The organism is Streptomyces sp. BI87 (assembly GCF_025957665.1).
GTDB lineage: Bacteria > Actinomycetota > Actinomycetes > Streptomycetales > Streptomycetaceae > Streptomyces > Streptomyces albidoflavus.
On record NZ_CP110079.1, the window covers coordinates 6,208,867 to 6,231,800 of the forward strand.

18 protein-coding genes and 1 pseudogene are annotated in these 22,934 nt (G+C 74.2%); 7 read left to right on the forward strand and 12 right to left on the reverse strand.

From position 1 onward, the window contains the following. Positions 1-13 precede the first annotated feature (13 nt). Entirely contained in the window at positions 14-1,477 is a 1,464-nt protein-coding gene (locus tag OIM89_RS27815; protein WP_264491708.1) for an MFS transporter, read from the forward strand. Between the two features lie 141 nt (positions 1,478-1,618). Continuing rightward, positions 1,619-2,659, forward strand: coding sequence for a glutathione S-transferase family protein (locus OIM89_RS27820; RefSeq protein WP_047139739.1), 1,041 nt, complete (start codon positions 1,619-1,621; stop codon positions 2,657-2,659). A 4-nt stretch (positions 2,660-2,663) separates the two neighbouring features. On the opposite strand, the gene OIM89_RS27825 is transcribed toward OIM89_RS27820, so the two are convergent. Beyond that, the gene (locus tag OIM89_RS27825) at positions 2,664-3,200 is read right to left on the reverse strand and encodes an adenylyltransferase/cytidyltransferase family protein (RefSeq protein WP_226964980.1); all 537 of its coding nucleotides are present in this window, start codon (positions 3,198-3,200) and stop codon (positions 2,664-2,666) included. Between the two features lie 558 nt (positions 3,201-3,758). Here OIM89_RS27825 and OIM89_RS27830 point away from each other — a divergent pair. Next, positions 3,759-4,757 carry a LacI family DNA-binding transcriptional regulator gene (locus OIM89_RS27830; RefSeq protein WP_030695293.1) on the forward strand — a complete coding sequence of 333 codons (999 nt, stop codon included), beginning with the start codon at positions 3,759-3,761 and terminating at the stop codon, positions 4,755-4,757. A 4-nt stretch (positions 4,758-4,761) separates the two neighbouring features. Here the strand turns inward: OIM89_RS27830 and OIM89_RS27835 are convergent, their stop codons facing one another. From OIM89_RS27835 to OIM89_RS27850, 4 genes are all read right to left on the reverse strand, one after another. Continuing rightward, complete coding sequence (locus OIM89_RS27835) at positions 4,762-6,186, reverse strand: amino acid permease (RefSeq protein ID WP_051727054.1); 1,425 nt, start codon at positions 6,184-6,186, stop codon at positions 4,762-4,764. A gap of 81 nt (positions 6,187-6,267) precedes the next feature. Further along, the gene (hisD, locus tag OIM89_RS27840) at positions 6,268-7,629 is read right to left on the reverse strand and encodes a histidinol dehydrogenase (protein WP_030695295.1); all 1,362 of its coding nucleotides are present in this window, start codon (positions 7,627-7,629) and stop codon (positions 6,268-6,270) included. A 99-nt stretch (positions 7,630-7,728) separates the two neighbouring features. Next, positions 7,729-8,640, reverse strand: a complete 912-nt coding sequence (locus OIM89_RS27845) for a LysR family transcriptional regulator (protein ID WP_030695296.1) — start codon at positions 8,638-8,640, stop codon at positions 7,729-7,731. A gap of 409 nt (positions 8,641-9,049) precedes the next feature. After that, complete coding sequence (locus OIM89_RS27850) at positions 9,050-10,843, reverse strand: ATP-binding cassette domain-containing protein (RefSeq protein ID WP_413747429.1); 1,794 nt, start codon at positions 10,841-10,843, stop codon at positions 9,050-9,052. Positions 10,844-11,373: 530 nt separating this feature from the next. On the opposite strand from OIM89_RS27850, the pseudogene OIM89_RS27855 reads away from it, so the two are divergent. Then, a pseudogene (locus OIM89_RS27855) lies at positions 11,374-12,049 on the forward strand (SpoIIE family protein phosphatase); the annotation flags it as partial. Positions 12,050-12,201: 152 nt separating this feature from the next. Here OIM89_RS27855 and OIM89_RS27860 read toward each other — a convergent pair. The 5 genes from OIM89_RS27860 to OIM89_RS27880 form a co-directional block, all read right to left on the reverse strand. Continuing rightward, on the reverse strand, positions 12,202-12,363 hold the full coding sequence (locus OIM89_RS27860; protein WP_030695299.1) for a hypothetical protein: 162 nt from the start codon (positions 12,361-12,363) through the stop codon (positions 12,202-12,204). Positions 12,364-12,478: 115 nt separating this feature from the next. After that, positions 12,479-13,429, reverse strand: a complete 951-nt coding sequence (locus OIM89_RS27865; protein WP_047467693.1) for a cytochrome c oxidase assembly protein — start codon at positions 13,427-13,429, stop codon at positions 12,479-12,481. A gap of 136 nt (positions 13,430-13,565) precedes the next feature. Beyond that, positions 13,566-14,591 carry a 6-phosphofructokinase gene (locus tag OIM89_RS27870; protein ID WP_030695301.1) on the reverse strand — a complete coding sequence of 342 codons (1,026 nt, stop codon included), beginning with the start codon at positions 14,589-14,591 and terminating at the stop codon, positions 13,566-13,568. A 284-nt stretch (positions 14,592-14,875) separates the two neighbouring features. After that, on the reverse strand, positions 14,876-15,607 hold the full coding sequence (locus OIM89_RS27875) for a type 1 glutamine amidotransferase (RefSeq protein WP_003946793.1): 732 nt from the start codon (positions 15,605-15,607) through the stop codon (positions 14,876-14,878). A 29-nt stretch (positions 15,608-15,636) separates the two neighbouring features. Continuing rightward, entirely contained in the window at positions 15,637-16,875 is a 1,239-nt protein-coding gene (locus tag OIM89_RS27880) for a MurT ligase domain-containing protein (RefSeq protein ID WP_030695302.1), read from the reverse strand. Between the two features lie 207 nt (positions 16,876-17,082). On the opposite strand from OIM89_RS27880, the gene def reads away from it, so the two are divergent. Continuing rightward, positions 17,083-17,634 carry a peptide deformylase gene (gene def, locus OIM89_RS27885; RefSeq protein WP_175457330.1) on the forward strand — a complete coding sequence of 184 codons (552 nt, stop codon included), beginning with the start codon at positions 17,083-17,085 and terminating at the stop codon, positions 17,632-17,634. A 37-nt stretch (positions 17,635-17,671) separates the two neighbouring features. On the opposite strand, the gene OIM89_RS27890 is transcribed toward def, so the two are convergent. After that, on the reverse strand, positions 17,672-18,319 hold the full coding sequence (locus OIM89_RS27890) for a TetR family transcriptional regulator (RefSeq protein ID WP_030695304.1): 648 nt from the start codon (positions 18,317-18,319) through the stop codon (positions 17,672-17,674). A 171-nt stretch (positions 18,320-18,490) separates the two neighbouring features. Between OIM89_RS27890 and OIM89_RS27895 the strand changes: the two genes are divergently transcribed. Together OIM89_RS27895 and OIM89_RS27900 are read left to right on the forward strand one after the other, a co-directional pair. Continuing rightward, on the forward strand, positions 18,491-19,717 hold the full coding sequence (locus OIM89_RS27895) for an acyl-CoA dehydrogenase family protein (RefSeq protein WP_030695305.1): 1,227 nt from the start codon (positions 18,491-18,493) through the stop codon (positions 19,715-19,717). A 148-nt stretch (positions 19,718-19,865) separates the two neighbouring features. Further along, the gene (locus OIM89_RS27900) at positions 19,866-20,879 is read left to right on the forward strand and encodes a zinc-dependent alcohol dehydrogenase (protein WP_217467664.1); all 1,014 of its coding nucleotides are present in this window, start codon (positions 19,866-19,868) and stop codon (positions 20,877-20,879) included. 20 nt (positions 20,880-20,899) lie between these two features. Here the strand turns inward: OIM89_RS27900 and OIM89_RS27905 are convergent, their stop codons facing one another. After that, positions 20,900-22,897, reverse strand: coding sequence for a hypothetical protein (locus OIM89_RS27905; RefSeq protein ID WP_217467665.1), 1,998 nt, complete (start codon positions 22,895-22,897; stop codon positions 20,900-20,902). Positions 22,898-22,934: the final 37 nt, after the last annotated feature.

Genomic DNA, 22,934 nt, shown 5'->3' on the forward strand with positions numbered 1-22,934 from the left:
GGGGGCAAGCCCGGTGAGTCAGCAGCAGCACGCGCCCCAGGAGCACGAACCCGATCCACGGCGCTGGCGGGCGCTCGGCGTCTGCCTCGTCGCGGGCTTCATGACGCTCCTCGACGTCTCCATCGTCAACGTCGCGCTGCCCTCCATCCGCGAGGGCCTGAACACCCCCGAGTCCGACCTCCAGTGGGTCCTCTCCGGCTACGCCCTCGCCTTCGGCCTCTTCCTCATCCCGGCCGGACGCCTCGGCGACGCCCGGGGCCGGCGCACCGTCTTCATCGCCGGGCTGATCCTCTTCACCCTCTCCTCGGCCGCCTGCGGAGCCGCCCAGAACAGCACCTGGCTGGTGATCGCCCGCCTCGTGCAGGGCGTCGCGGGCGGCCTGATCTCCCCGCAGATCTCCGCCCTCATCCAGCAGATGTTCCGGGGCCGCGAACGAGGCCGCGCCTTCGGCATGTTCGGCACCGTCGTCGGCATCTCCACCGCCGTCGGCCCCCTCCTCGGCGGCCTCCTCATCCAGGCCGCCGGCCACCAGGAGGGCTGGCGCTGGGTCTTCTACGTCAACCTGCCGCTCGGCGTCGTCTGCGTCCTGCTCGCCCGCCGCCTGCTCCCCGACACCCCGCACGCGGGCCGGGTGCGGCTGCGCGACCTCGACCCGGTCGGCGTCCTCCTGCTCGGCCTCGGCATCGTCGCCCTGCTCCTGCCGTTCGTCCAGTCCCAGCAGTGGAGCGGCAACGGCAAATGGCTGCTGCTCTCCGTCTCGGCCGCCCTCCTCGCCCTCTTCCTGCTCTGGGAACGCCGCTGCGCGCGCCGCGGCTTCCAGCCCGTCGTCACCCTCTCGCTCTTCCGGGTGCGCTCGTACTGGCTGGGCTGCCTGCTGATCCTGCTGTACTTCGCCGGGTTCACCTCGATCTTCTTCATCACTACGCTCTACCTCCAGGTCGGCCTGGAGTACACCGCCCTCCAGGCGGGCATCGCCATCACCCCGTTCGCGCTCGGCTCAGGGCTCGCGGCCGGCACCGGGGGCCGCCTCGTCTCCCGGTTCGGCCGGCCGCTGGTGGTCGTCGGGCTCGCCATGGTCGCCGCCGGACTGGCCTTCACCGCGCTCGCCGTCCACCTGGTCCCCGGCACCAACGCGGGCTGGGCGATGGCGCCGCCGCTGCTGCTCGCCGGGCTCGGCAGCGGCCTGGTCATCGCCCCCAACCAGACCCTCACCCTCTCCGAGGTCCCCGTGCACACCGCCGGATCGGCCGGCGGCACCCTCCAGACCGGGCAGCGGGTCGGCTCGGCCGTCGGCATCGCCGCCGTCGGTGCCGTCTTCTTCGCCCAGGTCGGCCCGGACGGCTGGGCCGACGCCTACGACCACGGCCTGATCGTCTCCGTCGCCTTCGTCGTCGCCGCCCTGATCGCCGCGGTCGCCGACGTCGCCGCCGGCCGCCGGGAGGCTCGCCAGGGCACCGGCGGCCCCGCCACCCCCTGACCGCCCACCCGCCCGTCCGGACGCGCCGGAGAACAGGACGCGTGTGTTCCCCCGGACGGGTGGGGAGGAGCCACGAACACCGCGGACGGGGAACGATGATGACCGTCCCCGCCACCGACCCCCACCGGAAGGAGCCCGGCGATGAGCAGCCCCGCCACCACCCCCGCGGCCGACCCCAGCGGCAACGCCGAGTACGGCCACAAGCCCTTCAAACGGGCCCGCAGCCACTTCGCCGACCGCATCACCGCCGACGGCCGCGACGGCTGGCCCGTCGAGGCCGGCCGCTACCGCCTGGTCGTCAGCCGCGCCTGCCCCTGGGCCAGCCGCGCCCTGATCGTCCGGCGCCTGCTCGGCCTGGAGGACGCCCTCTCCCTCGCCGTCACCGACCCGCTCCAGGACGACCGGAGCTGGCGCTTCACCCTCGACCCCGACGGCGTCGACCCGGTCCTCGGCATCCGCTACCTCGGCGAGGCGTACCGCGCCCGCGAGCGGGAGTACGACGGCGGGATCAGCGTCCCCGCGATCGTCGACGTCCCCAGCGGCGAACTGGTCACCAACGACTACCAGCAGCTGACCCTGGACCTGGAGACCCAGTGGACCGGCCTCCAGCGCGACGGCGCCCCGGACCTCTACCCGGAGCGGCTGCGCGAGGAGATCGACGAGGTGATGGACGCCGTCTACCAGGACGTCAACAACGGCGTCTACCGCGCCGGGTTCGCCTCCACCCAGGAGGAGTACGCCGAGGCGTACCGTGCCCTCTTCCGCCGGCTCGACTGGCTCTCCGAGCGGCTCGCGGGCCGCCGCTACCTGGTCGGTGACACCATCACCGAGGCCGACGTCCGGCTCTTCACCACCCTGGTCCGCTTCGACGCCGTCTACCACGGCCACTTCAAGTGCAACCGGGAGAAGCTCACCGAGGACCCGGTGCTCTGGGCGTACGCCCGGGACCTCTACCAGACCCCCGGCTTCGGCGACACCGTCGACTTCGACCACATCAAGCGCCACTACTACCAGGTGCACACCGGGATCAACCCGACCGGCATCGTCCCGCTCGGCCCGGACCTCACCGGCTGGCTCTCGCCCCACCACCGCGAGGAGCTGGGCGGCCACCCGTTCGGAGACGGCACCCCGCCCGGACCGCCGCCCGCCGCCGAGGTCATCGGCGCGGCCGGGCGTCCCTGACCGGTCAGCCCGGCATCCGGCCGCTGACGATCCGCGTCGTCGAACGGTTCGGGGTCTCGGCGATCTCCCAGGCCCGCGCCCCCAGACCGGCCGCGGCCCGGCGCTTCTGCTCGGTGTACGGGTCGTGCGCGGTCCAGGCCATCGCGCCGGGGGCGAGCGGGGCCAGCAGCGCCGTGTAAGCGGTCCAGTCCGTCACCGAGGGGTCGCCGTGGACGAGGAAGGTCCCGTCGACCGGGCGCAGGGCCCGCAGCAGTTCCGCCCGTTCCTCCGCCGGCTGGAACGGGCGCGCCGGGCCCTTCCACCCGCGCGTCCGCCGGTCGTCCTCGACCCCCACCAGCAGCGGCAGTCCCCGCTCCCGGACCTCCGCCAGGAACCGTACGTGCCCGACGTGCAGCAGATCGAAGACCCCGGTCACCACGGCGGCCCCGCCCGCGGCCGCCTCGGGCACCACCCCGCCGGGCCACGACAGGGTCAGCCCCCCGCCGTGCCCGACGGGTACGGCGGGGGAGGGGGACGACGCGGACGATGCGGAACGGCTCATGGGAGACACGCTAGTACCCGCCATGACCTGCCGCGTCGGCCCGTGCCCCGGCAGTGGACGGCGGCCGCCGCCGGTTGCGGGACGAGGTCGCGAACCCACCCGGACACGGTCGGTTGCCGCCCCGGACGACGTCCTCCGGGGCGGCGCAGGGCTGGTGGGCGACGGGGTCAGCCGGTGTGACGTACGTGTGCATGCGTATGTGGGATGGCGGGGGCGCGGCCCGGGGGCGGAGAGCCCGGCGGGCGTAGGTGGCGTCGTTCGCCCCGCTCCTGCACGCCGCGTCATGACGTTGCCGATCACCGACGGAGCGAGCCCCGCGGCGACCGCCGGGTCATCCCCGTAATCGCGTAGTTGCCCTTCCGGGCGGAGCCGGGGTGAGGTCGTCGACGAACGCCTGGTTGGGGGAGGCGAAGCCGCTGTGGCCGGTTCCGGGCGCATGCCTGGAGGCGGCTCGTCGTAGGGTGCGGGGAGCGGCCCCGCTCCGGCGGGTGCTACATACGTATAGTGAAAGCGGCGGCGCGGACGGCGGCGCGGTGGCGACGAACGGGAAGAGGGCCGATGGCGATCACCAGTCACGACGTGGCGCGGCTGGCGGGTGTGTCGCAGCCCACCGTCTCCCGGGCCCTGCGCGACGACTCCCGGGTCTCGGCGGCGACCCGGGAGAAGGTGCGGCGCGCGGCCGAGGCGCTCCAGTACGTCCCGAGCGAGGCGGGGCGGACGCTGTCGACGCGGTCCACCCGGCGGATCGGGGTGATCGTGACCGACCTGACCAACCCGTTCTACCCGCACGTCGTCGCCCCGCTCCACGACGAACTGCGCGGCCTGGGCTACCGGATGATGCTGCTGACCGAGCGGTCCGACGAGGCGGTGGCGGGGGAGACCCTGCTCGACCAGTCGCTGGACGGCGTGGTCCTCGCCACCGCCACCACCGACTCCCGCCTCCCCGCCCAGCTCGACCGGCGCGGCATGCCGTACGTCTTCCTCAACCGCGACACCGGCGCCCCGGGCGAGTACGCCTCGGTCGTGGACAACGAGGGCGGCGGCCGCCAGGTCGCCGAACTGCTGACCGGGCTCGGCCACCGGCGCGTGGCGGGCGTCTTCGGCTCGGCCAACACCACGACCGGCCGCGAACGCGAGCAGGGCTTCCGCCTCGGCCTCGCCGACGCGGGGACAGCGCTGCCGGAGAGCCGCGTGGTGCGCGGCCCCTTCGAGTACGCCACCGGGTACGGGGCGCTGCCCCGGCTGCTCGGTGCCGCCGAGCCGCCCACGGCCGTCTTCTGCGGCAACGACGTGGTGGCCATCGGGGTGCTCAACGCCGCCCTCGCCGCCGGGCTGCGCGTGCCCGGGGACCTGACGGTGATCGGCTTCGACGACCTGCCGATGGCGGCCTGGGAGGCGTTCCGGCTCACCACGGTCCGGCACGACCTGGACGAACTGTCCCGGCAGGCGGCCCGGCTGCTGGTCCGGCGGATCACCGGCGAGGCCGACCCGGCCGGGGAACGCCTCGTCCTGCCCACCGAACTGGTGCCCCGGGCCACCCACGCCGGCCCCGCCTGACCGCTCACCCGGCGGGGGCGGCCGTCCGTTCGCCGGCCTCGGCCGTCTCGCCGCCCGGCGCCCCGGTCCGCCCGCCGAGCCGCCGCTGCCGTACGAGGCCGACGACGACCAGGACGGCGGCGAGCCCGAGGGTGAGCCAGAGTTCGAGCCGGTGGCCCGGGAGGACGGCCATCAGGACCAGCACGCCGGCGATGAAGGCGATGGTGGCGAGGGTGAGGTAGGGGAAGCCCCACATCCGCACCTCGGCCGGCTGCCCGCCCTTGCGCCGGGTCGCGTACTGGGTGAGAGCGATGACCAGGTACATCATCAGGGCGATGGCGCCGCTGGAGGCGATGAGGTAGGTGAAGACGCTCGGCAGCAGGTAGTTGGCGATGACCGCCGCGACGCCGATCACGGTGGAGGCGACGACCGCGTTGCGCGGCACTCCGGCCCGCGAGGTGGCGGCGAAGGCGGCCGGGGCGTCGCCGCGCCGGGCGAGCGAGAAGGCCATCCGGGAGGCGGTGTAGATCGCCGAGTTGAGGCAGCTGCTGACCGCGACGACCAGGACGACATCCATGATCAGGCCCGCGCCGGGGATGTTCATGAGGTCCAGGGCGGCCTGGTAGGAACCGTCGGCCAGGCCGTCGGCGTTCCACGGCACGAGGGCGACGACCACGAAGATCGAGCCGATGTAGAAGAGGCCGAGCCGCCAGACCACGGCGCGGACCGCCTTCTTGATGTTCTTCCTGGGCTCCTCGGACTCGGCGGCGGCGATGGTGACGATCTCGCTGCCCTGGAAGCTGAACATCGCGGTGAGCAGTCCGGCGACGATCGCCATGGTGCCCTTGGGGGCGAAGCCTCCGTGCTCCCAGAGGTTGCTGATGCCGTGGGTGTCCGAGCCGGGCAGCAGGCCGAAGATCGCCAGGGCGCCCAGGACCAGGAAGGCGATGATGGCGACGACCTTGAGCAGGGCGAACCAGTACTCGAACTCGCCGTAGTTGCGGACCGCCAGCAGGTTGCTCCCGGCGAGGACGGCGATCATGGCGAGCGCCGGTATCCAGCTCGGGACCGAGGTCAGGGCGCCGATCACCTCGCCCGCCGCGATGGCCTCGATGGGGATCACCAGGATGTAGAACCACCAGTACAGCCAGCCGATGGAGAAGCCGGCCCAGCGGCCGAGTGCCCGGTCGGCGTAGGTGGAGAACGAGCCCGTGTCGGGCTGGGCCACCGCCATCTCGCCGAGCATCTGCATCACCAGCACCACCAGGAGCGCGGCGAGCAGGAAGGAGACGAGGACGGCGGGACCGGCGGCGGCGACGGCGGTGGAGGAGCCGACGAAGAGGCCCGCGCCGATCACCCCGCCGATGGAGATCATGGTGATCTGGCGGCCCTTGAGGCCCTGGGTGAGCGCGGAGCCGGACCCTGGGGACGCGGCGGGCTGGTCGTGCATGGGGAAGATCCTCGGGGGTGAGAGCGCGGTGGCTGCCGGGGCCGTCGGTCGCGGCCCCGGCAGCCGGCGGTGGCGAGGGTGTCAGAGCTGGGCGCGCAGCGCCTCGGGCACCTCGTCGAAGGCGCCGGACTTCCGGCCGATCGCGTCGATCCGCAGGGTGGCGGTGGCGCCGTGCGCGGCCAGGCCCTCGAAGGCCGAGATGCGCTCGACGGCCGGGGCCAGCGCCGCCGTGCCCTCCTTGGCGGCCCGCTGGTAGGTGAGCGGCTTGAGGAAGCGGGAGACGGAGAGCCCGGCGTTGTAGCGGGCGGTCTTGCCGGTCGGCAGGACGTGGTTGGTGCCCGCGATGCCCTTGTCCGAGTAGGCGACGGTCGACCAGGGGCCGATGAAGAGCGAGCCGTAGTTGGTGAGGTTGTCCAGGTAGAAGTCGTCGTCCTCGGTCTGGATCTCCAGGTGCTCGGGGCCGAGTACGTCCGCCACCGCGACCGCCTCGTCCCGGTCGCGGACCACGATCACCGAGCCGAAGTCACGCCAGGCGGGCCCGGCGATCTCCCGGGTGGCCAGGGTGGCGAGCTGGCGGTCCATCTCGGCGACGACCGCCTGGCCCAGCTCCTCGGAGGTGGTGATGAGGGCGGCGGGGGAGTTGGGGCCGTGCTCGGCCTGGCCGAGCAGGTCGGCGGCGACCCAGACCGGGTCGGCGGTGTGGTCGGCGAGGACGGCCACCTCGGAGGGGCCGGCCAGCAGGTCGATGCCGACCTGGCCGAAGAGCTGGCGCTTGGCCTCGGTGACGAAGGCGTTGCCCGCGCCGACCAGCATGTCGACCGGGGCCTCGCCGAGCAGGCCGAAGGCCATCGCGCCGAGCGCCTGCACACCGCCGACGGCGAAGACCCGGTCGGCCCGGGAGAGGTACGCGCCGTAGAGCACCGCCGGGTGGGCGCCGTGCTCGCCGGAGGGCGGGGTGCACGCCACCACGGTCGGCACCCCGGCCGCCTTGGCCACGCCGACCGTCATGAAGGCGCTGGCCAGCAGCGGGAACCGGCCGGCCGGCAGGTAGGCGCCGACGCGGGAGACGGGGACGTAGCGCTGGCCGCCGCGGACGCCGGGGGCCAGCTCGATCTCGAAGTCGGTCAGGTGCTCGCGCTGGGCGGAGGCGAAGCGGTGGGTGCGCTCGTACCCCATCTCCAGGGCGGTGCGGACGTCGGCGGGCAGGGCGTCGCCGGACTTCTTCAGCTCGGCCGCGCCCACCTCCAGCGCGCCGGACCAGCCGTCCAGCTCCTGGGCGTAGGCGCGGACGGCGTCCATGCCCTTGCGCTCGATCTCCGAGAGCATCTGGGAGACCCGTTCGACCACCTTGGGGTCGCGCTGGGCGGGCGGGCCGTCGACGGCGGGCTTCTTGAGCCACCGGAAGGGAGCGAGGGACTGGGCTTCGTCGTGCGTGATCTGCATGGTCCGGACGTTAGACGCGCCGCTGCCACAGGACTAGAGGGGCGATTCCTGTGCGATCCACAGGGTTGTCCTGTGGATCGCGGGGACCGGGCGGCCGGGTCAGTCCGGCAGGCCGCCGCGGAGCTCGCGCAGGGTGTCCTCGGCGAGGCGGGCGAGTTCCCGGGTGGCCCGGGAGAGCGGGTGGCCGCGCCGCCGGACCAGCGCGATCGTGTCGTACAGCGGCTCCGCGAAGGGCGCGGTGCGCAGCCCGGCCGGGAAGGTGGGGCTCGCGATCACCGCCCGGCTGGCGATGGTGTCGCCGACGCCGGCGGCGGCCAGCTTCAGCGCCGCCTCGACGTGCTCCAGCTCGATCAGCGGGTCGATGCCGACCCCCGCCAGCTGGGCGCGCTCGGCGAGCTGGCGCCGGGTCGGGTCCTTCCAGCCGTAGTGCGCGTCGTAGAGGACCAGCGGAGCCGCCGCCAACGCCTCGATGGTCACCGGCTCCCGGGTGCGCTCCTCGTCGGCGCTGACGTAGTGGACCTCGTCGCGCAGCAGCGGGGTGACGGCCAGCCCCTCGTCGTCGATCGGCAGGACGACCAGCCCCGCCTCCAGGACCCCGGCGGCGACGGCCGAGGCGGTCTCGGCGGAGTTCTGGCCCACCAGGCGGACCCGGACGGCCGGGTAGCGGGCGTGGAACATCTGGACGAGGTTGGCGAGCAGGTAGTAGTCGGCGTTGCGCAGCACCCCGAAGGTGGCGGTGCCGCCGCCGAGCGAACCGAGCGAGTGGACCGCGCGCACCCCGCTGTCGGCGGCGGCCACCGCCTCCTGGGCGTAGGGGAGGAGTTCCTGTCCGGCGGCGGTCAGGGTCAGGGTGCGGCTGCCACGGACGAACAGCTCGGCGTCGAGCTCCGCCTCCAGCCGCCGCACCAGTTCGGAGGCGGACGCCTGGGCGATGTCCAGGGAGCGCGCGGCAGCGGTGAACGAGCCGAGCCGCTGGGCCTCGACGAACGCCTTGAGCTGGTTGAGGGTCACGCCCGACCGCCTCCCGGCGTCGGGGCGGCATCGGTGCGCTGGGGCGGGGCTGTGCTCATGCCCGCACTATAAGGACGCCCGAGTCGCGGCCCGGCACCGCCGACGGCACGCCGGGCGGCCCTCGGGTGAGTGGCGCACCTCACCGCGGGGAACCCCGGTGCGCAGGAACAACCGGAGATGGTTCATAGTTGAACCAACCGCGGACGGACAGTGTCCCCGGGCCCGTCCTACGCCCACAGGGACGATCGTTCGGCTGAAGCCCTGTGGAGCCTTTCGCCGCGAGGCGACCGCCGCCCGCCCCCACCCCTGATCCGCCCCGGCCGTGATTCCCCCGTCCCGGCCGGGGCTTCCCTCTGCCCGCCGCCTCCGTACGCGCGCACTGGCACCCGCGTACGGAGGCGGCCGTGCGTCAGCGGCCCACCCGCGCCGCCTCCGCGCAGAGCCGGGCGAACGGGCCGTCGGCGGAGGCCAGTTCCGCGAAACCGCCGTCCTCCACCACTCTGCCGCCCGCCAGCACCACGACCCGGTCGGCCAGCCGTGCGTGGTCGAGCCGGTGCGTCACCATCAGCGTGATCCGCTCCCGGGCGCCCTCGCGGACCGCCGCCAGAACGTGCTGCTCACCGGCGGCGTCCAGGGCGCTGGTCGGCTCGTCGAGGACGAGCAGCCCGGGGGCGCGGTGCAGGGCCCTGCCGCAGGCCAGCCGCTGCCACTGCCCGCCGGACAGCTCGTGCCCGCCCCACAGGGCGCGCGCCAGCAGCGTGTCCAGGCCGTGCGGCATCCGTCCGGCCGCCTCGTCCATCCCCACCCGCCGGGCCGCCCGCCACAGCACCTCGTCCCCCGGCGTCCCCTCCTGCCCGAGGTGGAGGTTCTCCCGTACGGTCAGCGGCCACCTGCCGATGTTCTGCGGGACCAGGCCCACCTGGCGCCAGACCGACTCGGCGTCGGCCCCGGCGAGGTCGGCGCCGTCCCAGCGCACCGTGCCGCTCGTCGCCGTGACCAGGCCCGTGACCAGCCGGACCAGTGTCGACTTGCCCGCGCCGTTGCCCCCGACCAGAGCCACGACCTCGCCGCGCCGCAGGGTCAGGGAGAGGGGGCCGAGGGTGGGCCGCTCCGCGCCCGGGTGCGTGTAGCCGGCCGCCTCCAGCCGGATCTCGCGCGGCGCCGCCACCGCCCGGGTGCCCCGGCGGACCCGGCGCGCCCCGGCGTCGGCGACGAACCGGTGGTAGCCGTCCAGGTAGAGGCCGTCGTGGAAGAGCGCGGCCCCGTACCGGACCAGGTTGCCCAGTGCCCGGCCCGCGCCCTGTGCCGCCACCACCGCGGCCCCGGCCGTCGCCGCCGGCATCCGCCCGGTCAGCACCAGCCCGGCCAGCGTCGCCCACAGCCCCGCCGTGCACACCCCGCCCAGCACCGCCGCGACCGCCCCCACCCGCAGGAACCGGGGCGCGGCGGCCAGCGTGCGCCCCTCGACCCGCTCGCACATCCCCTGGTACCAGCGGTACAGGTACGGCCGCATCGTGTTGGCCCGCAACTCGTCCGCGAGGTCCGGCGTGGTCAGGAACCAGCGCATCACGTCCCGGGTCGTCCGCGCCGAGGTCGACGCCTCGAAGACCTGGTGGTCGATGCGGGCCGCCACCGCCCCGCCCACGGCGCGCGGCACCACCGACAGGGCCAGCACGGCGAGGAGCGAGGGGTGCAGCACGGTCAGCACCGAGGCCGCCACCGCCAGCTGCACCACTCCCTCCGTGAGCGCCTTCGCGTCCTCGGTGAGTGCCATCGCCCGGCCCACGCCGGTCTCGGCAGCCCGGCTGCGGTCGGTGAAGCCGGGATCGTCGAAGGCGGCGAGTTCGGCGCGCATGTGCAGGTCGACCAGGGTCAGTTCCATCGCCCCGGCGATCTTCGGGTTGAGACGCCGGGTCGCCCACTCCGCGATCAGCCGCGCCCCGGCCCCGGCCCCGGCCCCGGTCGCCGCGGCCGCCACCAGCAGCGCGGGCGCCGCCTCCCGTACCGTCCGGGCCGGGTCCCCGGCGCCGAACAGCACCTCCATGGAGCGGGCGACGGCGGCGAGCGTCACCGCCGTGCCCGCTCCGGCGGCCAGCTGGCAGCCGAGGACGGCCAGCACCATCCACCGGTCGACCGACCAGGCCAGGCGCACCGTCCGGGCCAGGGCGGCCGGGATGCGCCGCAGCATCAGCCCGAGCGGCACCTCCCGCTCCGCCGCCGGGGCCGGGGGACCGCAGCACAGCTCGGGGCCGGCCGGCGCCGACGGGCCGGTCCTCTTCCGCTGTCCGGACACGGCGGCCCGCCGCCGGCTCATCGGCGCCCGCCTTCGGCCGGGGCGACGGCGGCGCTCAGGCGCCCGCCGGAGCGGTCCGCGCCGGAGCGCGCCGCGTCAACAGGGCGCGCGGCCGACGACGGCACGGGACTCGGGTGATCGAACGCCGGGGCTGCGGCGCCGGAGTAGGGACAAGGGTGCACGGGTCCTCCGCTGAAGTGGTCGACGGATACGAGCGACCGGAGAACGTGCCTGATCAAGGAGGCGTCACGGCCGTCCCCGAGCGAGACGACGTACGCATGTGCGATTTCCGGGGTGGCGGTGAAGCGGGGCCGGGGCCGCGCCCGCCGCGTGCCCTGTTCGATTCACTCGTCGGTGCGAAGTCACCCCTGCGGGGGATTGCCCCGCACCGCCCGATGCTGGTGGTGCGGAGCGGACGAGGCGCGGTGCAGAGACGAGCCATGTCGCAGCCTGTCGAAGTCGGTCGCCGGCCGGGGCGGGAGGGCCGCGCGCTCGTCGCCGTCCCGGTCGTGTGGATCGTCGCGGTGACCGTCGTCGACGTCCTCGCGCCCCCACATCCACCTCGGCCCGCTGCTCGTGGCCGCTCCCGCGCCGACCCCGTCGTTCGGCGGCCCCCGGACGGTGGGCGCGGTGGCCGCCCTCGCGGTGGTCGCCCAGACGGTCATCGGCGTGGTCCGCGACCCCGCCGCACTCTTCTCCGCCAACCACGAGGCCCAGATCATCGCCCTGACCCTGGCCGGCGTCAGCCTCGTCGTCTTCTGCGTCCTGCGCGAGCGCCGGGCGAAGGAACTCGAACAGGTCTGGTACGTCTCCGAGGCCGCCCAGCGCGTGGTCCTGCCCCCGCTCCCGCGTCGGCCCGGCCCGCTGCGCACCGCCTCCCTGCACCTGGCCGCCGAGGCCGAGGCGCAGATCGGCGGGGACCTGTACGCGGCCGTGCGCACCGCCTCCGGCACCCGGCTGATCATCGGCGACGTACGGGGCAGGGGCATGCCCGCCGTCCACGACGCCGCCCTGCTGCTCGGCGCGTTCCGCGTCACCGCCCACCGCCGGGACGACCTGCGCGAACTGGTCTCAGACCTCGACCGCAGCGTCCGGTGGGACCTGGCGTGGCCCGGCGGGGCCGGGGACACCTCGACGACGACGCCATGCTCGTGGTGGGCCGCACGGCGACGCCCCCCACCTGACCCCTCCGGGCACGCCCCGTACACACCGACGGGCGGGCCCCGCCAAGGGGGCCCGCCCGTCCGTCGCCTCCGGGGCAGCGGCACTCACACGCCGTGCGAGGTCGCCACCATGCTCACCGTGGCCATCGCCAGGACCACCCAGCCGAACCAGACCCAGCCGTTGCTCTCCAGCGCCACCGAGTACGCCGTCGCGAGCACCAGTGTGCCGACGGTGAGTCCCCCCATGGTCTTCGTGGAACCGTGCATCGGACGCCTCCTTCCGGCGGCCGGGACCGGAACCGGTGCGGGACCGCCTCGGCCTCCATGGTCGCCCGCCGGGGCCCGCACCGCCAGGTCTGCGACCGGCCCGGGCGCCCCGGCGTCAGCCGTTGCGGGCGTGGAGCGAGGCGAGATAGGCGTTGTACGCCTCCAGCTCCTGGTCGCCGTCCCGGTCCGCGGCCCGGTCCTTGCGCCGCGCCTGCCGCTCCTCCGAGCGCCGCCACTGGAACAGCAGCGCCAGCAGCACCACCACCGACGGGATCTCGCTGAACGCCCAGGCGATGCCGCCGGCCGCGCTCTGGTCGCTCAGCGGGTCGATGCCCAGCGAGGCCGGCGGGTCCATGTAGGTCCCGATCATCGGGCCCGAGGCCATCATCAGGGCGATGCCGAAGAAGGCGTGGAAGGGCATGCCCGCGAAGAGCTCCAGCATCCGCATCACGTAACCCGGCCGGTGCGGGCCCGGGTCGACGCCCATGATCGGCCAGAAGAAGACCAGGCCGACGGCGAGGAAGTGCACCATCATCACGATGTGGCCGACCGTCGAGCCCATCAGGTAGTCGAAGAGCGGCGTGAAGTACAGGGCGTACAGGCTCGCGATGAACATCGGGATGGTGAACGCCGGGTGCGTGATGATCCGCATGTACCAGCTGTGCAGGAGCTTCAGCAGCAGTTCCCGCGGCCCGGTCCGGCCGCGCGCCGCCACCGGAAGCGCCCGCAGCGCCAGCGTGATCGGCGCGCCCAGCAGGAGCAGGATCGGCGTCAGCATGCTGATCACCATGTGCTGCACCATGTGCACGCTGAACATGACCATGCCGTAGTCGTTGAGCTTGGTGCACATCACCAGCAGCACGGTGAGCACCCCGATGACGAACGAGACGGTCCGCCCCACCGGCCAGCGGTCGCCGCGTGCCACCAGCCGCGCCACGCCCCAGCCGTAGAGCGCCAGCCCCAGCAGGCAGGCGAAGAGGAAGAAGCCGTTGAACGACGGCTCCAGGCCCCGGCTCAGCGTGAACGGCGGCAGATCCGTCATCATGCCGTGCCCGCTGTGATCCATGTGTCGCGCTCCCACGGGGAAGATCCGGCACCGTACGGAAGATTTCGTACGGGATGTCCGCACCAGACTAGAGGCGCCCCCGGCCACGTCGGCGGCCGGGGGCGTCCTTGCGCCGCGTGGCGGCAGGCGGGTGGGGTCAGAGGACCGTCTGCGCCTCGGCGTACCGCGCCTCGGGGACCGTCTTCAGCGTCTCGACCGCCTCGGCGAGCGGCACCATGACGATCTCCGTGCCGTGCAGCGCCGTCATCTTCCCGAACTCCCCGCGGTGCACGGCCTCCACCGCGTGCCAGCCGAACCGGGTGGCCAGCACCCTGTCGTACGCGGTGGGGGTGCCGCCGCGCTGCACATGGCCGAGGATCACCGCGCGGGCCTCCTTGCCGAGCCGCTGCTCCAGCTCGATGGAGAGCTGCTGGGCCACCCCGGCGAACCGCTCGTGGCCGTAGATGTCCTTGCCGCCCACGTCGAACTTCATGGTGCCCTCGACGGGCTTCGCGCCCTCGGCGACGACCACTATGGCGAACTTCTTGCCCATCGAGAACCGCTCGCCGACCACCCGGGTCAGCTCCTCGATGTCGAAGGGCCGCTCGGGGACGACGATGGCGTGCGCGCCGGCCGCCATGCCCGAGTGGAGCGCGATCCAGCCGGTGTGCCGGCCCATGACCTCGACGATCAGCACCCGCTGGTGGGACTCGGCGGTCGTCTTCAGCCGGTCCAGCGCCTCGGTGGCGACGCCGACGGCGGTGTCGAAACCGAAGGTCACGTCGGTGACAGCGATGTCGTTGTCGATGGTCTTCGGCACCCCGACGATCGGCAGCCCCGCGTCGGAGAGCAGCCGGGCCGCCTTGAGGGTGCCCTCGCCCCCGATCGGGATGATCGCGTCGAGGCCCAGTTCCGCGACGTGGCCACGGGCGCGCTCGACGCCGCCGCGCAGGTGGGCCGGCTGCACCCGGGAGGAGCCGAGGATCGTTCCGCCGCGGGCCAGGATGCCGGAGACGGCGTCCAGGTCCAGCTTGCGGTAGTCGCATTCCAGCAGGCCCTTCCAGCCGTCGTGGAATCCGATGACCTCGTCGCCGTGGTCGACCACGGCGCGGTGCACGACCGAACGGATGACGGCGTTCAGACCGGGGCAGTCGCCGCCGGAGGTGAGGACACCAATACGCATGGCCCGCAGAACCTTTGCAACGTGGGCGGAGACCGGACCACGTCGTCCGGCTGGATGGCCGCCACCCTACCGGCGCCGGGGGCCCGTTTCCGAATCCGGAGTCCGCCTGCTGGACCTCTGTCAAGTGTGCGAAGAGGCCGTCGTTTGAGCGGAGTTGGCGCAGCTCAGCGGCGTGCGGGGAACTCCCGCCGGACGCACGCCGGTTGACCTGCGCGGGTACGCCGACGGCGCCGCCCCCGGGTCGGGGACGGCGCCGTCGGGAGGCGCGGGAGGGCCGGTCGCGGTCAGGCCGGCTGCTGGGTCGCGGCCGCGATCCGCTCGGCGCGCAGCGCCTCGTACCAGCGGTCGTCGGCCGGGGGCAGCGCGTTGACGTCCAGGGCCAGCTTCAGCAGCAGGTCGCCGATGAGCGGGTTCCGGGCGAGGACCGGGCCGTGCATGTACGTGCCGAAGACGGTGCCGTTGAAGGCGCCCTCGGTACCGTCGCCGGTGCCGTTGCCCCGGCCCATCCTGACCTTGGCGAAGGCGCTGGCCGAGGGACCGAGGTGGGTGACGCCCTGGTGGTTCTCGAAGCCGGTCAGCTGGGGCAGGCCCAGGCGCGGGTCGATGTCGGCGAGGACGTCGCCGACGCACCGCTCGCCCTCGCCCCGGGTCGAGACGACGTCCAGCAGGCCGAGGCCGGCCTGGCGCTGGCCCTGGTCGTTGACGAACTCGTGGCCGAGGATCTGGTAGCCGGCGCAGACCGAGAAGACGATGGCGCCGTTGCCCACCGCGCGGGAGAGGCCGCCGTCGCGGTGCAGCCGCTCGGCCGCGAGCCGCTGCGGCCGGTCCTCGCCCCCGCCGATGAGGTAGATGTCGCCGGAGGTCGGCACCGGCTGGTCGCTGCGGACGTCGATCCGCGTCACGTCCAGCCCCCGCTGCCGGGCCCGGCGCTCGACGACCAGGGCGTTCCCCTGGTCGCCGTAGGTGCTGAGAAGGTCCGGGTAGACCCAGACCAGACGCAGGCTGTTGTCGCTCATGCTGTGGTGTCCTTACGGGCTGGGGCGGATCAGTTGCCGACGCGGCGGCGCACGTCCTGGAACGCGGTGTAGTTCGCGATGACCTCGATCCGGCCGGGCGGGGCCGACTGGACCGCCTCGTCCAGGGTCTCGCACACCCGGAAGTCCAGTCCCGCGACCTCCAGGCGCACCGCCATGTCCAGCTTGCGGTCGCCGATCACGAAGATCGGGTGTCCGGCCAGCTGCGTGTAGTCCACGTCCCACAGCCACGAGGTGTCGGTGCCGTCGGCGCCGCGCGCGTTGACGGAGAGGACGACCGGCGTGGGCGGCGGGTCGATCAGCGAGAAGGTCTCCAGCCAGCCGGCCGGGTTCTTCGCCAGCAGCAGCCTGAGGTCGCGGCCGAGGAACGACACCACGTCGTACCGCCCGGCCACCGCCTGCACCTGGTACATCCGCTCCAGCGCCACCTGCGGCGGTACGCCGAAGACGGCGGCGACGGCCGCGGAGGAGGTGGCGTTGGCCTTGTTGGCACGGCCCGGCAGCTGGAGGTGGATCGGCCAGGCCGAGCCGTGCGGGTCGAGCACGTGGTCGCCGGTGAGCGCCCAGGTCGGCGTCGGGCGGCGGAAGCCGCACTGGCCGCAGAACCAGTCGTCGCCGGGACGCTGCATGACGCCGCCGCAGGACGGGCACGACCAGGCGTCGTCCTTCCACGCCTGTCCGGCCGCGACCCAGACCACCTGCTGCGAGGAGGAGGCGGCCCAGACCACCAGCGGGTCGTCGGCGTTGGCGACGATGACGGCCTTCGAGCCGGACAGCCCCTCACGCCACTTCTCCGCCAGCATGCGGGTCTCGGCGGCGCGGTCGAGCTGGTCGCGGGAGAGGTTGAGCAGCGCGATGCACTTCGGCGTGACGTCCCGGGCCACCCCCGCCAGGTACTTCTCGTCGACCTCGATCACGCCGAACTTGGCGTCGGAGCCGCCCGCCAGCGCCGAGGTGATGCCCGCGGGCATGTTGGCGCCGAGCGCGTTGGAGACGACCGGTCCGGCCGCCCGCAGCGCCTCGGCGATCAGCCGGGTCGTCGTCGTCTTGCCGTTGGTCGCCGAGACCAGGACCACGTCCAGGTGCTGCGCGAGCCGCGCCAGAAGATCGGGGTCGAGCCTGAGGGCCACCTTGCCGCCGATCACCGACCCGCTGCCGCGGCCCGCGGCGCGGGACACCGCCGCCGCCGCCTTTCCCGCCGTCACGGCCAGCTTGGCCCGCGGCGACAGCGGCTCCGTGTTGCCTGCCATCGTCCTAGCTCCTCCTTGCGTCCGCGCCCGCGCCTCCACACCTGGCGGCTCGCCGTCGCACCGTCGGTGCCACGGCTGTCGCCCCTGGGCACCGCACACCGGCCGGGGGGCGTGCGGTCGGGATCAGCCTATCGACTGACGCGCCCGGCCCCGAACCGCGGCACCTGCCCGCTCACCCGCCACGCCGTCCTGCGTACGCTGATCGCCATGCGACAGCGTTCCATTCCGGGCAGCACCGGACGTGTCCGGCCCCTGGCCCTGCTCGGCGACCCGGTCCTCGCCGCCCCCTGCGAGGAGGTCACCGACTTCGGCCCCGCACTGGAACGCCTCGTCGAAGATCTCTTCGCCACCATGTACGCCGCCCGGGGGGTCGGCCTCGCCGCCAACCAGATCGGCGTACCGCTGCGCGTCTTCGTCCACGACTGCCCGGACGACGAGGACCGCCGCCACCTCGGCCACCTCGTGAACCCCCGTCTGGTGGAGGCCGACGGCGTGGTGGTCCGCGGGCCGGAGGGGTGCCTGTCGCTGCCGGGGCTGGAGGCGGGCACCGAGCGGTACGACCACGCGGTGGTCGAGGGGGTGGACTTGCGGGGCGAACCGCGCACCGTGCACGGCACCGGCTTCTTCGCCCGCTGCCTCCAGCACGAGTGCGACCACCTGGACGGCACCCTCTACGTCGACCGGCTCACCGGCCTGCGCCGCCGCCGGGTGCTGCGGGCGGCCGCGCGGGCGCCGTGGGCGGGGGAGCGGGAGGCGTAGAGCGCTGCCCTGACGAGGCAGAGGTCGGCCGGTGGTGTCAGAACCCCGGGCCGCCGGCCTTGTCCCCGGCCGCCGCCAGCCTGCCCCAGAGCAGGTCGGCCAGGGCGCTGACGAGGGCGGCGCGGTCGCACGGGCGCTCGGCGAGCCACCAGTCCCCGGCGGCGTGCATCATGCCGACGATGCCGTGGCCCCAGGCGCGGGCCAGTTCGCCCCCGCGCGGCCCGAGGTCCACGCGCTCGGCGATGACCTCGGCCAGCTCCTCGCCCATCAGCCGCAGCAGCGGTGCCGAGTGGCGGCCGGCGTCGAAGGCGGGGTCGCCCGCCGCCACCGGCTCGCCGTCGGCGGGGTGCATCAGGAACCGGTAGACCTGCGGCCGGGCCTCGATGGCCGCCAGGTAGGTGTCGAGGGTGGCCTCCACCCGCTCCCGGCGGTCGGCCGGGGCGTCCAGCGCCGCCCGCAGCGAGGCGAGCAGGGCGTCGGTGTGGCGCTTGGCCAGGGCGCTGTAGAGGCCGCCCTTGTCGCCGAAGTGCCGGTAGAGGATCGGCTTGGTGATGCCGGCCTCGGCGGCGATGGCGTTCATCGAGGCGCCGGGGCCGTCCCGCAGGACCACCCGGTCCGCGGCGTCCAGCAGCTCGCGGCGCCGCTGGGCGGCCCGCTGCTCGGCGGTCCGCTGTGTGGTCTCCATGGATTCTCCCCGCCGGCTGCTCATTCGTGACGCCTCGGCAACGTAACACCCTTAACGTCGCCGACCGTGACCGGGCGGCCGGGCCCGGGCGTCCCGGTGGCGGAGGTTGACAGACGCTACCGACCGGTAACAGACTCAGGTTACCGCAAGTAACAAGCAGCTGGAGGGGTCATGGCCGAGTTCACCATGGAGCTCAACGACGAGCAGAAAGAGGTGCGGGACTGGCTGCACGGCTTCGCCGCCGACGTGATCCGCCCGGCCGCGGCCGAGTGGGACGAGCGGGAGGAGACCCCCTGGCCCATCATCCAGGAAGCCGCCAAGGTCGGAATCTACTCCCTCGACTTCTACGCGCAGCAGTACTTCGACCCCACCGGCCTCGGCATCCCGATGGCGATGGAGGAGCTGTTCTGGGGTGACGCGGGCATCGCCCTGTCGATCGTCGGCACCGGCCTCGCCGCCGTCGGCGTCCTCGCCAACGGCACGGAGGAGCAGATCGGCACCTGGATACCCCAGATGTACGGCGACGTGAACGACGTCAAGGTCGCCGCCTTCTGCTCCTCCGAGCCCGACGCCGGCTCCGACGTCGCCTCGATGCGGACCCGCGCCGTCTACGACGAGGCGAAGGACGAGTGGGTGCTCAACGGCACCAAGACCTGGGCGACCAACGGCGGCATCGCCAACGTCCATGTCGTCGTCGCCGTGGTCGACTCGGAGCTGGGCTCCAAGGGCCACGCCTCCTTCATCGTGCCGCCGAACACCCCCGGCCTCTCCCAGGGGCAGAAGTTCCAGAAGCACGGCATCCGCGCCTCGCACACCGCCGAGGTCGTCCTGGAGGACGTCCGCGTTCCCGGCTCCTGCCTGCTCGGCGGCAAGGAGAAGCTCGACGAGCGCCTCGCCCGCGCCCGGGAGCGCGCGAAGAGCGGCGGCGAGCGCGTGAAGAACGCCGCCATGGCCACCTTCGAGGCGTCCCGCCCGGCCGTCGGCGCGATGGCCGTCGGTACCGCCCGCGCCGCCTACGAGGAGGCCCTGGAGTACGCCAAGACGCGGACCCAGTTCGGCCGCCCGATCATCGACAACCAGGGCGTCGCCTTCCAGCTCGCCGACATGCGGACCTCCGTCGACGCGGCCCGGCTGCTGGTCTGGCGTGCCTCCTGGATGGCGGTCAACGGCAAGCAGTTCACCGCCGCCGAGGGCTCCATGTCGAAGCTCTTCGCCAGCGAGACGGCGAAGAAGGTCACCGCCCAGGCCATCCAGATCCTCGGCGGCAACGGCTACACCCGCGAGTACCCGGTGGAGCGAATGCACCGAGATGCGGCTATCTACACCATTTTCGAGGGGACGAGCGAGATCCAGCGTCTGGTCATCGCCCGCACCCTGGCGGGCATGCCGATCCGCTGACGCCGCCGCGACGGTGAGCGCGACCGCCGCCCTCCCGGGGTACGGGGAGGGCGGCGGTCGTCGTATGCGGACAAGCGCGGCAAGGCGGGGCGAATTAACCTGTTGCCCGGCGTGAGCCGCCGCCCGTCCGCAGCGCAGGGAGCACCTCATGAAGGCAGCCGTGGTCCGCAGCTTCACCGAGCCGCTCGTGGTCGAGGAGCGCGAGGTGCCGGAGCCCGCCGGCCACCAGGTGCTGGTCCGGATGGAGACCTCCGGCCTCTGCCACACGGACATCCACGCCGCCCACGGCGACTGGCCCGTCAAGCCCCGCCCGCCGTTCGTCCCCGGCCACGAGGGCATCGGCGTCGTCGAGGCCAAGGGCGACCAGGTGGACCACGTACAGGTCGGCCAGCGGGTCGCCATCCCCTGGCTGGGCGAGGCGTGCGGGCACTGCGCGTACTGCGTCAGCGGCTGGGAGACGCTCTGCCTCGAGCAGCAGAACAGCGGGTACTCCGTCGACGGCAGCCACACCGAGTACGCCCTGGCCCACGGCACCTACGTCGTCCCCGTCCCCGACGGCATCGACCCGCTCGACGCCGCCCCGCTGACCTGCGCCGGCGTCACCACGTACAAGGCGGTCAAGCTCTCGGGGGCCCGTCCCGGCAAGCGGGCGCTGGTCTCCGGCATCGGCGGGCTCGGCCACCTCGCCCTCCAGTACGCCACCATCTTCGGCGCCGAGACCATCGCCGTGGACATCACCGACGAGAAGCTCCAGCTCGCCCGCGACCTCGGCGCCGACCACGTGATCGACGCCCGCACCCAGGACGTGGCCGAGGAGGTGCGGCGGCTCGGCGGCGCGGACGCGGCCATCTCGCTGGCCGTCAGCAACGACTCGTTCCGCGCCGCCTACGGCTCACTCAACCGGGGCGGCACCCTCGTCCTGGTGGCGCTGCCGCCCGAGGGCGAGCTGTCGATCCCGGTCTTCGACACCGTGCTCAACGGCACCACCGTCACCGGGTCCATCGTCGGCACCCGCGAGGACCTGGTGGAGGTCTTCCGGCTCCACCAGCTCGGCCGCACCCGCGTCGTCCGGGAGACCCGCCGCCTGGAGGACATCAACACCTCCGTCGACGAGGTGCTGAGCGGCAAGGTGACCGCCCGCCTCGTCTTCGACCTGCGTTGACCGGGGCGGGCGGGCGCCGGTCAGCGGTACTCCAGCTCCGTCAGCTGGTCTCCGCCGGGGAGGTGGCCGGTCACGCGGGGATCGGGCTCACCGTCGGTGCGGACGGCCGCCGTCCGGCCCCGTTCCCGCTCGTGCCCGGAGACCGTCAGCCCCCGCACCTCGCGGCTTCCCGCCGCCAGCGCGTACCACCGGCCCGACGGCGCCCGCCAGGCGGTGCTGGCCACCAGGTGCTGCCCGAACCGGCTGCACGCGGCGGTCGGCCCGCTCTCACCGACCAGCCGCACCGGCGCCGCAGCCGGCCCCGACTCCGGACGCAGATGGACCAGGACGTGCCCCGGACCCCGCCAGGTACTGACCCGGGTGCACCCCCACACCGCCCGCCCGGCCTCCTCCGGCAGGGCCTGCTCGGCGAAGTCCCAGGTGTTCACCGACCGCACTCCGCTCCGCTCCAGCCCCGCCAGCCGGCACCCGACCCGGGCCCACGCCGCCAGCGCCGCCTCGCCGGTCGCCTCGCGGGGCGCGCGGGCCTTTGCCCCCGAACCGGGCAGCGGAGTGTACGAGAGGTGGGCCGCCGTCAGCTCGCCCAGGTCGGTCACGAGGAAGGCGTGGTCCTCCACGATCCGGGACGAGGAGCGCAGCCGTACCACCGGCCACCGCTCACAGGCCGCCCCCGCGACCGGCGGCCCGGCCACCGCCTCCGTCACCCCGTCCTCGTCGACCCGCAGCTTCCGGGCATCGCCGCCGGGCCGCAGCAGGTCCCGGGTCCCGGCCTCACTCACCCAGGGGGCGAGCAGGAACCGCACGCCGCTCTCGGTACGGCTGACCACCAGCGCCGCCGCCGTCGTCACATCGGCCTCGTCGGTCCTCGCCACCTCCAGCGAGGGCGGGGAGGAACCATTCAGCGGCTCGGCGTAGCGGGCCGCGCGGGCGCCGTCGTGCAGCAGGACCACCGCCGCCCCCGCCACGTCGCCCGCGTACAGCAGCCGGGGCGGGCCCGCCGGGGGCACCACGGGCGTGGTCCGCGACCGGGCCAGCTTCACCCCGGCCGCCTCCGGCGAGCTCCAGGCGCGCAGCGCCCGGCCCAGCAGCTCGGTGTCCTCGGTACGGCCGCCGCGCGCGGGCCAGGCCGTGAAGTCCACCCGCGCGGTGTCGGCCCACTGCGCGGCGTCGGTACGCCCCAGCAACGCCGGGTTGAGCGCCGGGGTCCCGCCCCGCGCCTCGGCGACCGGGGCCACCCCGCCCCTGCCGTCCGCCTCGCTCACCTCCGGGCCGGGCACCGGCGCCGGTCCGGAGACCGCCAGCGCGCACGAGGCGGCCACCGCGACGAGGCCCGCGCCCACCAGCCGGCCCTTGCGGCGGCGGCTCAGCAGATCGGTCGGCCGGGTCTGCACCTGGCACGGGTCGAACTCCTGGGAGGCCAGCAGCACCCCGGCCGCCTCGCCCGTCCGCGCCCGCACCCCGGCCGCCGCTTTCAGCGCCGCCTCGGGATCGGCGACCCCGGCCGCCGCCAGCAGCGCGGCCACGTCCTCCGTACCCAGCTCCTCCAGCGCGTCCAGCGCGAAGGCGGCCCTGACCGGCCCCGAGACCTCCGTCAGTACCCGGTCGAGCGCCAGTTCCTCGGTACCGCCCGCCCGGGGGAAGAACCGCAGCCCCCACACGGCGGGCAGCCCCGGCCGCAGGGCGCGCGGCGGCGGCAGGCGGCGCGGCCAGAGCCGGGGGCGGTGCTCGAAGGCGAGCGCGGCCGACAGGACCTGGCCGCGCACCCAGGCGTAGCCGACCGGGTCGGTGCTGCCGTCCGGGACCGGGACCTGGCCGCGCCCGGTGGTCAGGCCGGGCAGGGCGCGCTGCACCACGCCGTGGGCCAGCAGGACCCGCCGGTGCCGGCCCAGTGCGGGCGGCAGCACCAGATGGGCCAGGCGCACCAGGCGGGCGTACCGCTCGACCACCACCGCCTCGGCCCGGTCGAGCCCGATCCGGGCGGGGGGTGCGGCGTCGGGGCGGTGGGGGAGGGGCGCCATGGGTCGGAGAGCCTTTCGCGGGACATGGAGACTGCTG

Excerpts from the sequence above, each read along its gene's own strand:
- OIM89_RS27820 (WP_047139739.1), top strand. The coding sequence starts at position 1,619 with ATGAGCAGCCCCGCCACCACCCCCGCGGCCGACCCCAGCGGCAACGCC.
- OIM89_RS27825 (WP_226964980.1), bottom strand. The coding sequence starts at position 3,200 with ATGAGCCGTTCCGCATCGTCCGCGTCGTCCCCCTCCCCCGCCGTACCC.
- OIM89_RS27830 (WP_030695293.1), top strand. The coding sequence starts at position 3,759 with ATGGCGATCACCAGTCACGACGTGGCGCGGCTGGCGGGTGTGTCGCAG.
- OIM89_RS27835 (WP_051727054.1), bottom strand. The coding sequence starts at position 6,186 with ATGCACGACCAGCCCGCCGCGTCCCCAGGGTCCGGCTCCGCGCTCACC.
- hisD (WP_030695295.1), bottom strand. The coding sequence starts at position 7,629 with ATGCAGATCACGCACGACGAAGCCCAGTCCCTCGCTCCCTTCCGGTGG.
- OIM89_RS27860 (WP_030695299.1), bottom strand. The coding sequence starts at position 12,363 with ATGCACGGTTCCACGAAGACCATGGGGGGACTCACCGTCGGCACACTG.
- OIM89_RS27865 (WP_047467693.1), bottom strand. The coding sequence starts at position 13,429 with ATGGATCACAGCGGGCACGGCATGATGACGGATCTGCCGCCGTTCACG.
- OIM89_RS27870 (WP_030695301.1), bottom strand. The coding sequence starts at position 14,591 with ATGCGTATTGGTGTCCTCACCTCCGGCGGCGACTGCCCCGGTCTGAAC.
- OIM89_RS27875 (WP_003946793.1), bottom strand. The coding sequence starts at position 15,607 with ATGAGCGACAACAGCCTGCGTCTGGTCTGGGTCTACCCGGACCTTCTC.
- OIM89_RS27880 (WP_030695302.1), bottom strand. The coding sequence starts at position 16,875 with ATGGCAGGCAACACGGAGCCGCTGTCGCCGCGGGCCAAGCTGGCCGTG.
- def (WP_175457330.1), top strand. The coding sequence starts at position 17,083 with ATGCGACAGCGTTCCATTCCGGGCAGCACCGGACGTGTCCGGCCCCTG.
- OIM89_RS27890 (WP_030695304.1), bottom strand. The coding sequence starts at position 18,319 with ATGGAGACCACACAGCGGACCGCCGAGCAGCGGGCCGCCCAGCGGCGC.
- OIM89_RS27895 (WP_030695305.1), top strand. The coding sequence starts at position 18,491 with ATGGCCGAGTTCACCATGGAGCTCAACGACGAGCAGAAAGAGGTGCGG.
- OIM89_RS27900 (WP_217467664.1), top strand. The coding sequence starts at position 19,866 with ATGAAGGCAGCCGTGGTCCGCAGCTTCACCGAGCCGCTCGTGGTCGAG.
- OIM89_RS27905 (WP_217467665.1), bottom strand. The coding sequence starts at position 22,897 with ATGGCGCCCCTCCCCCACCGCCCCGACGCCGCACCCCCCGCCCGGATC.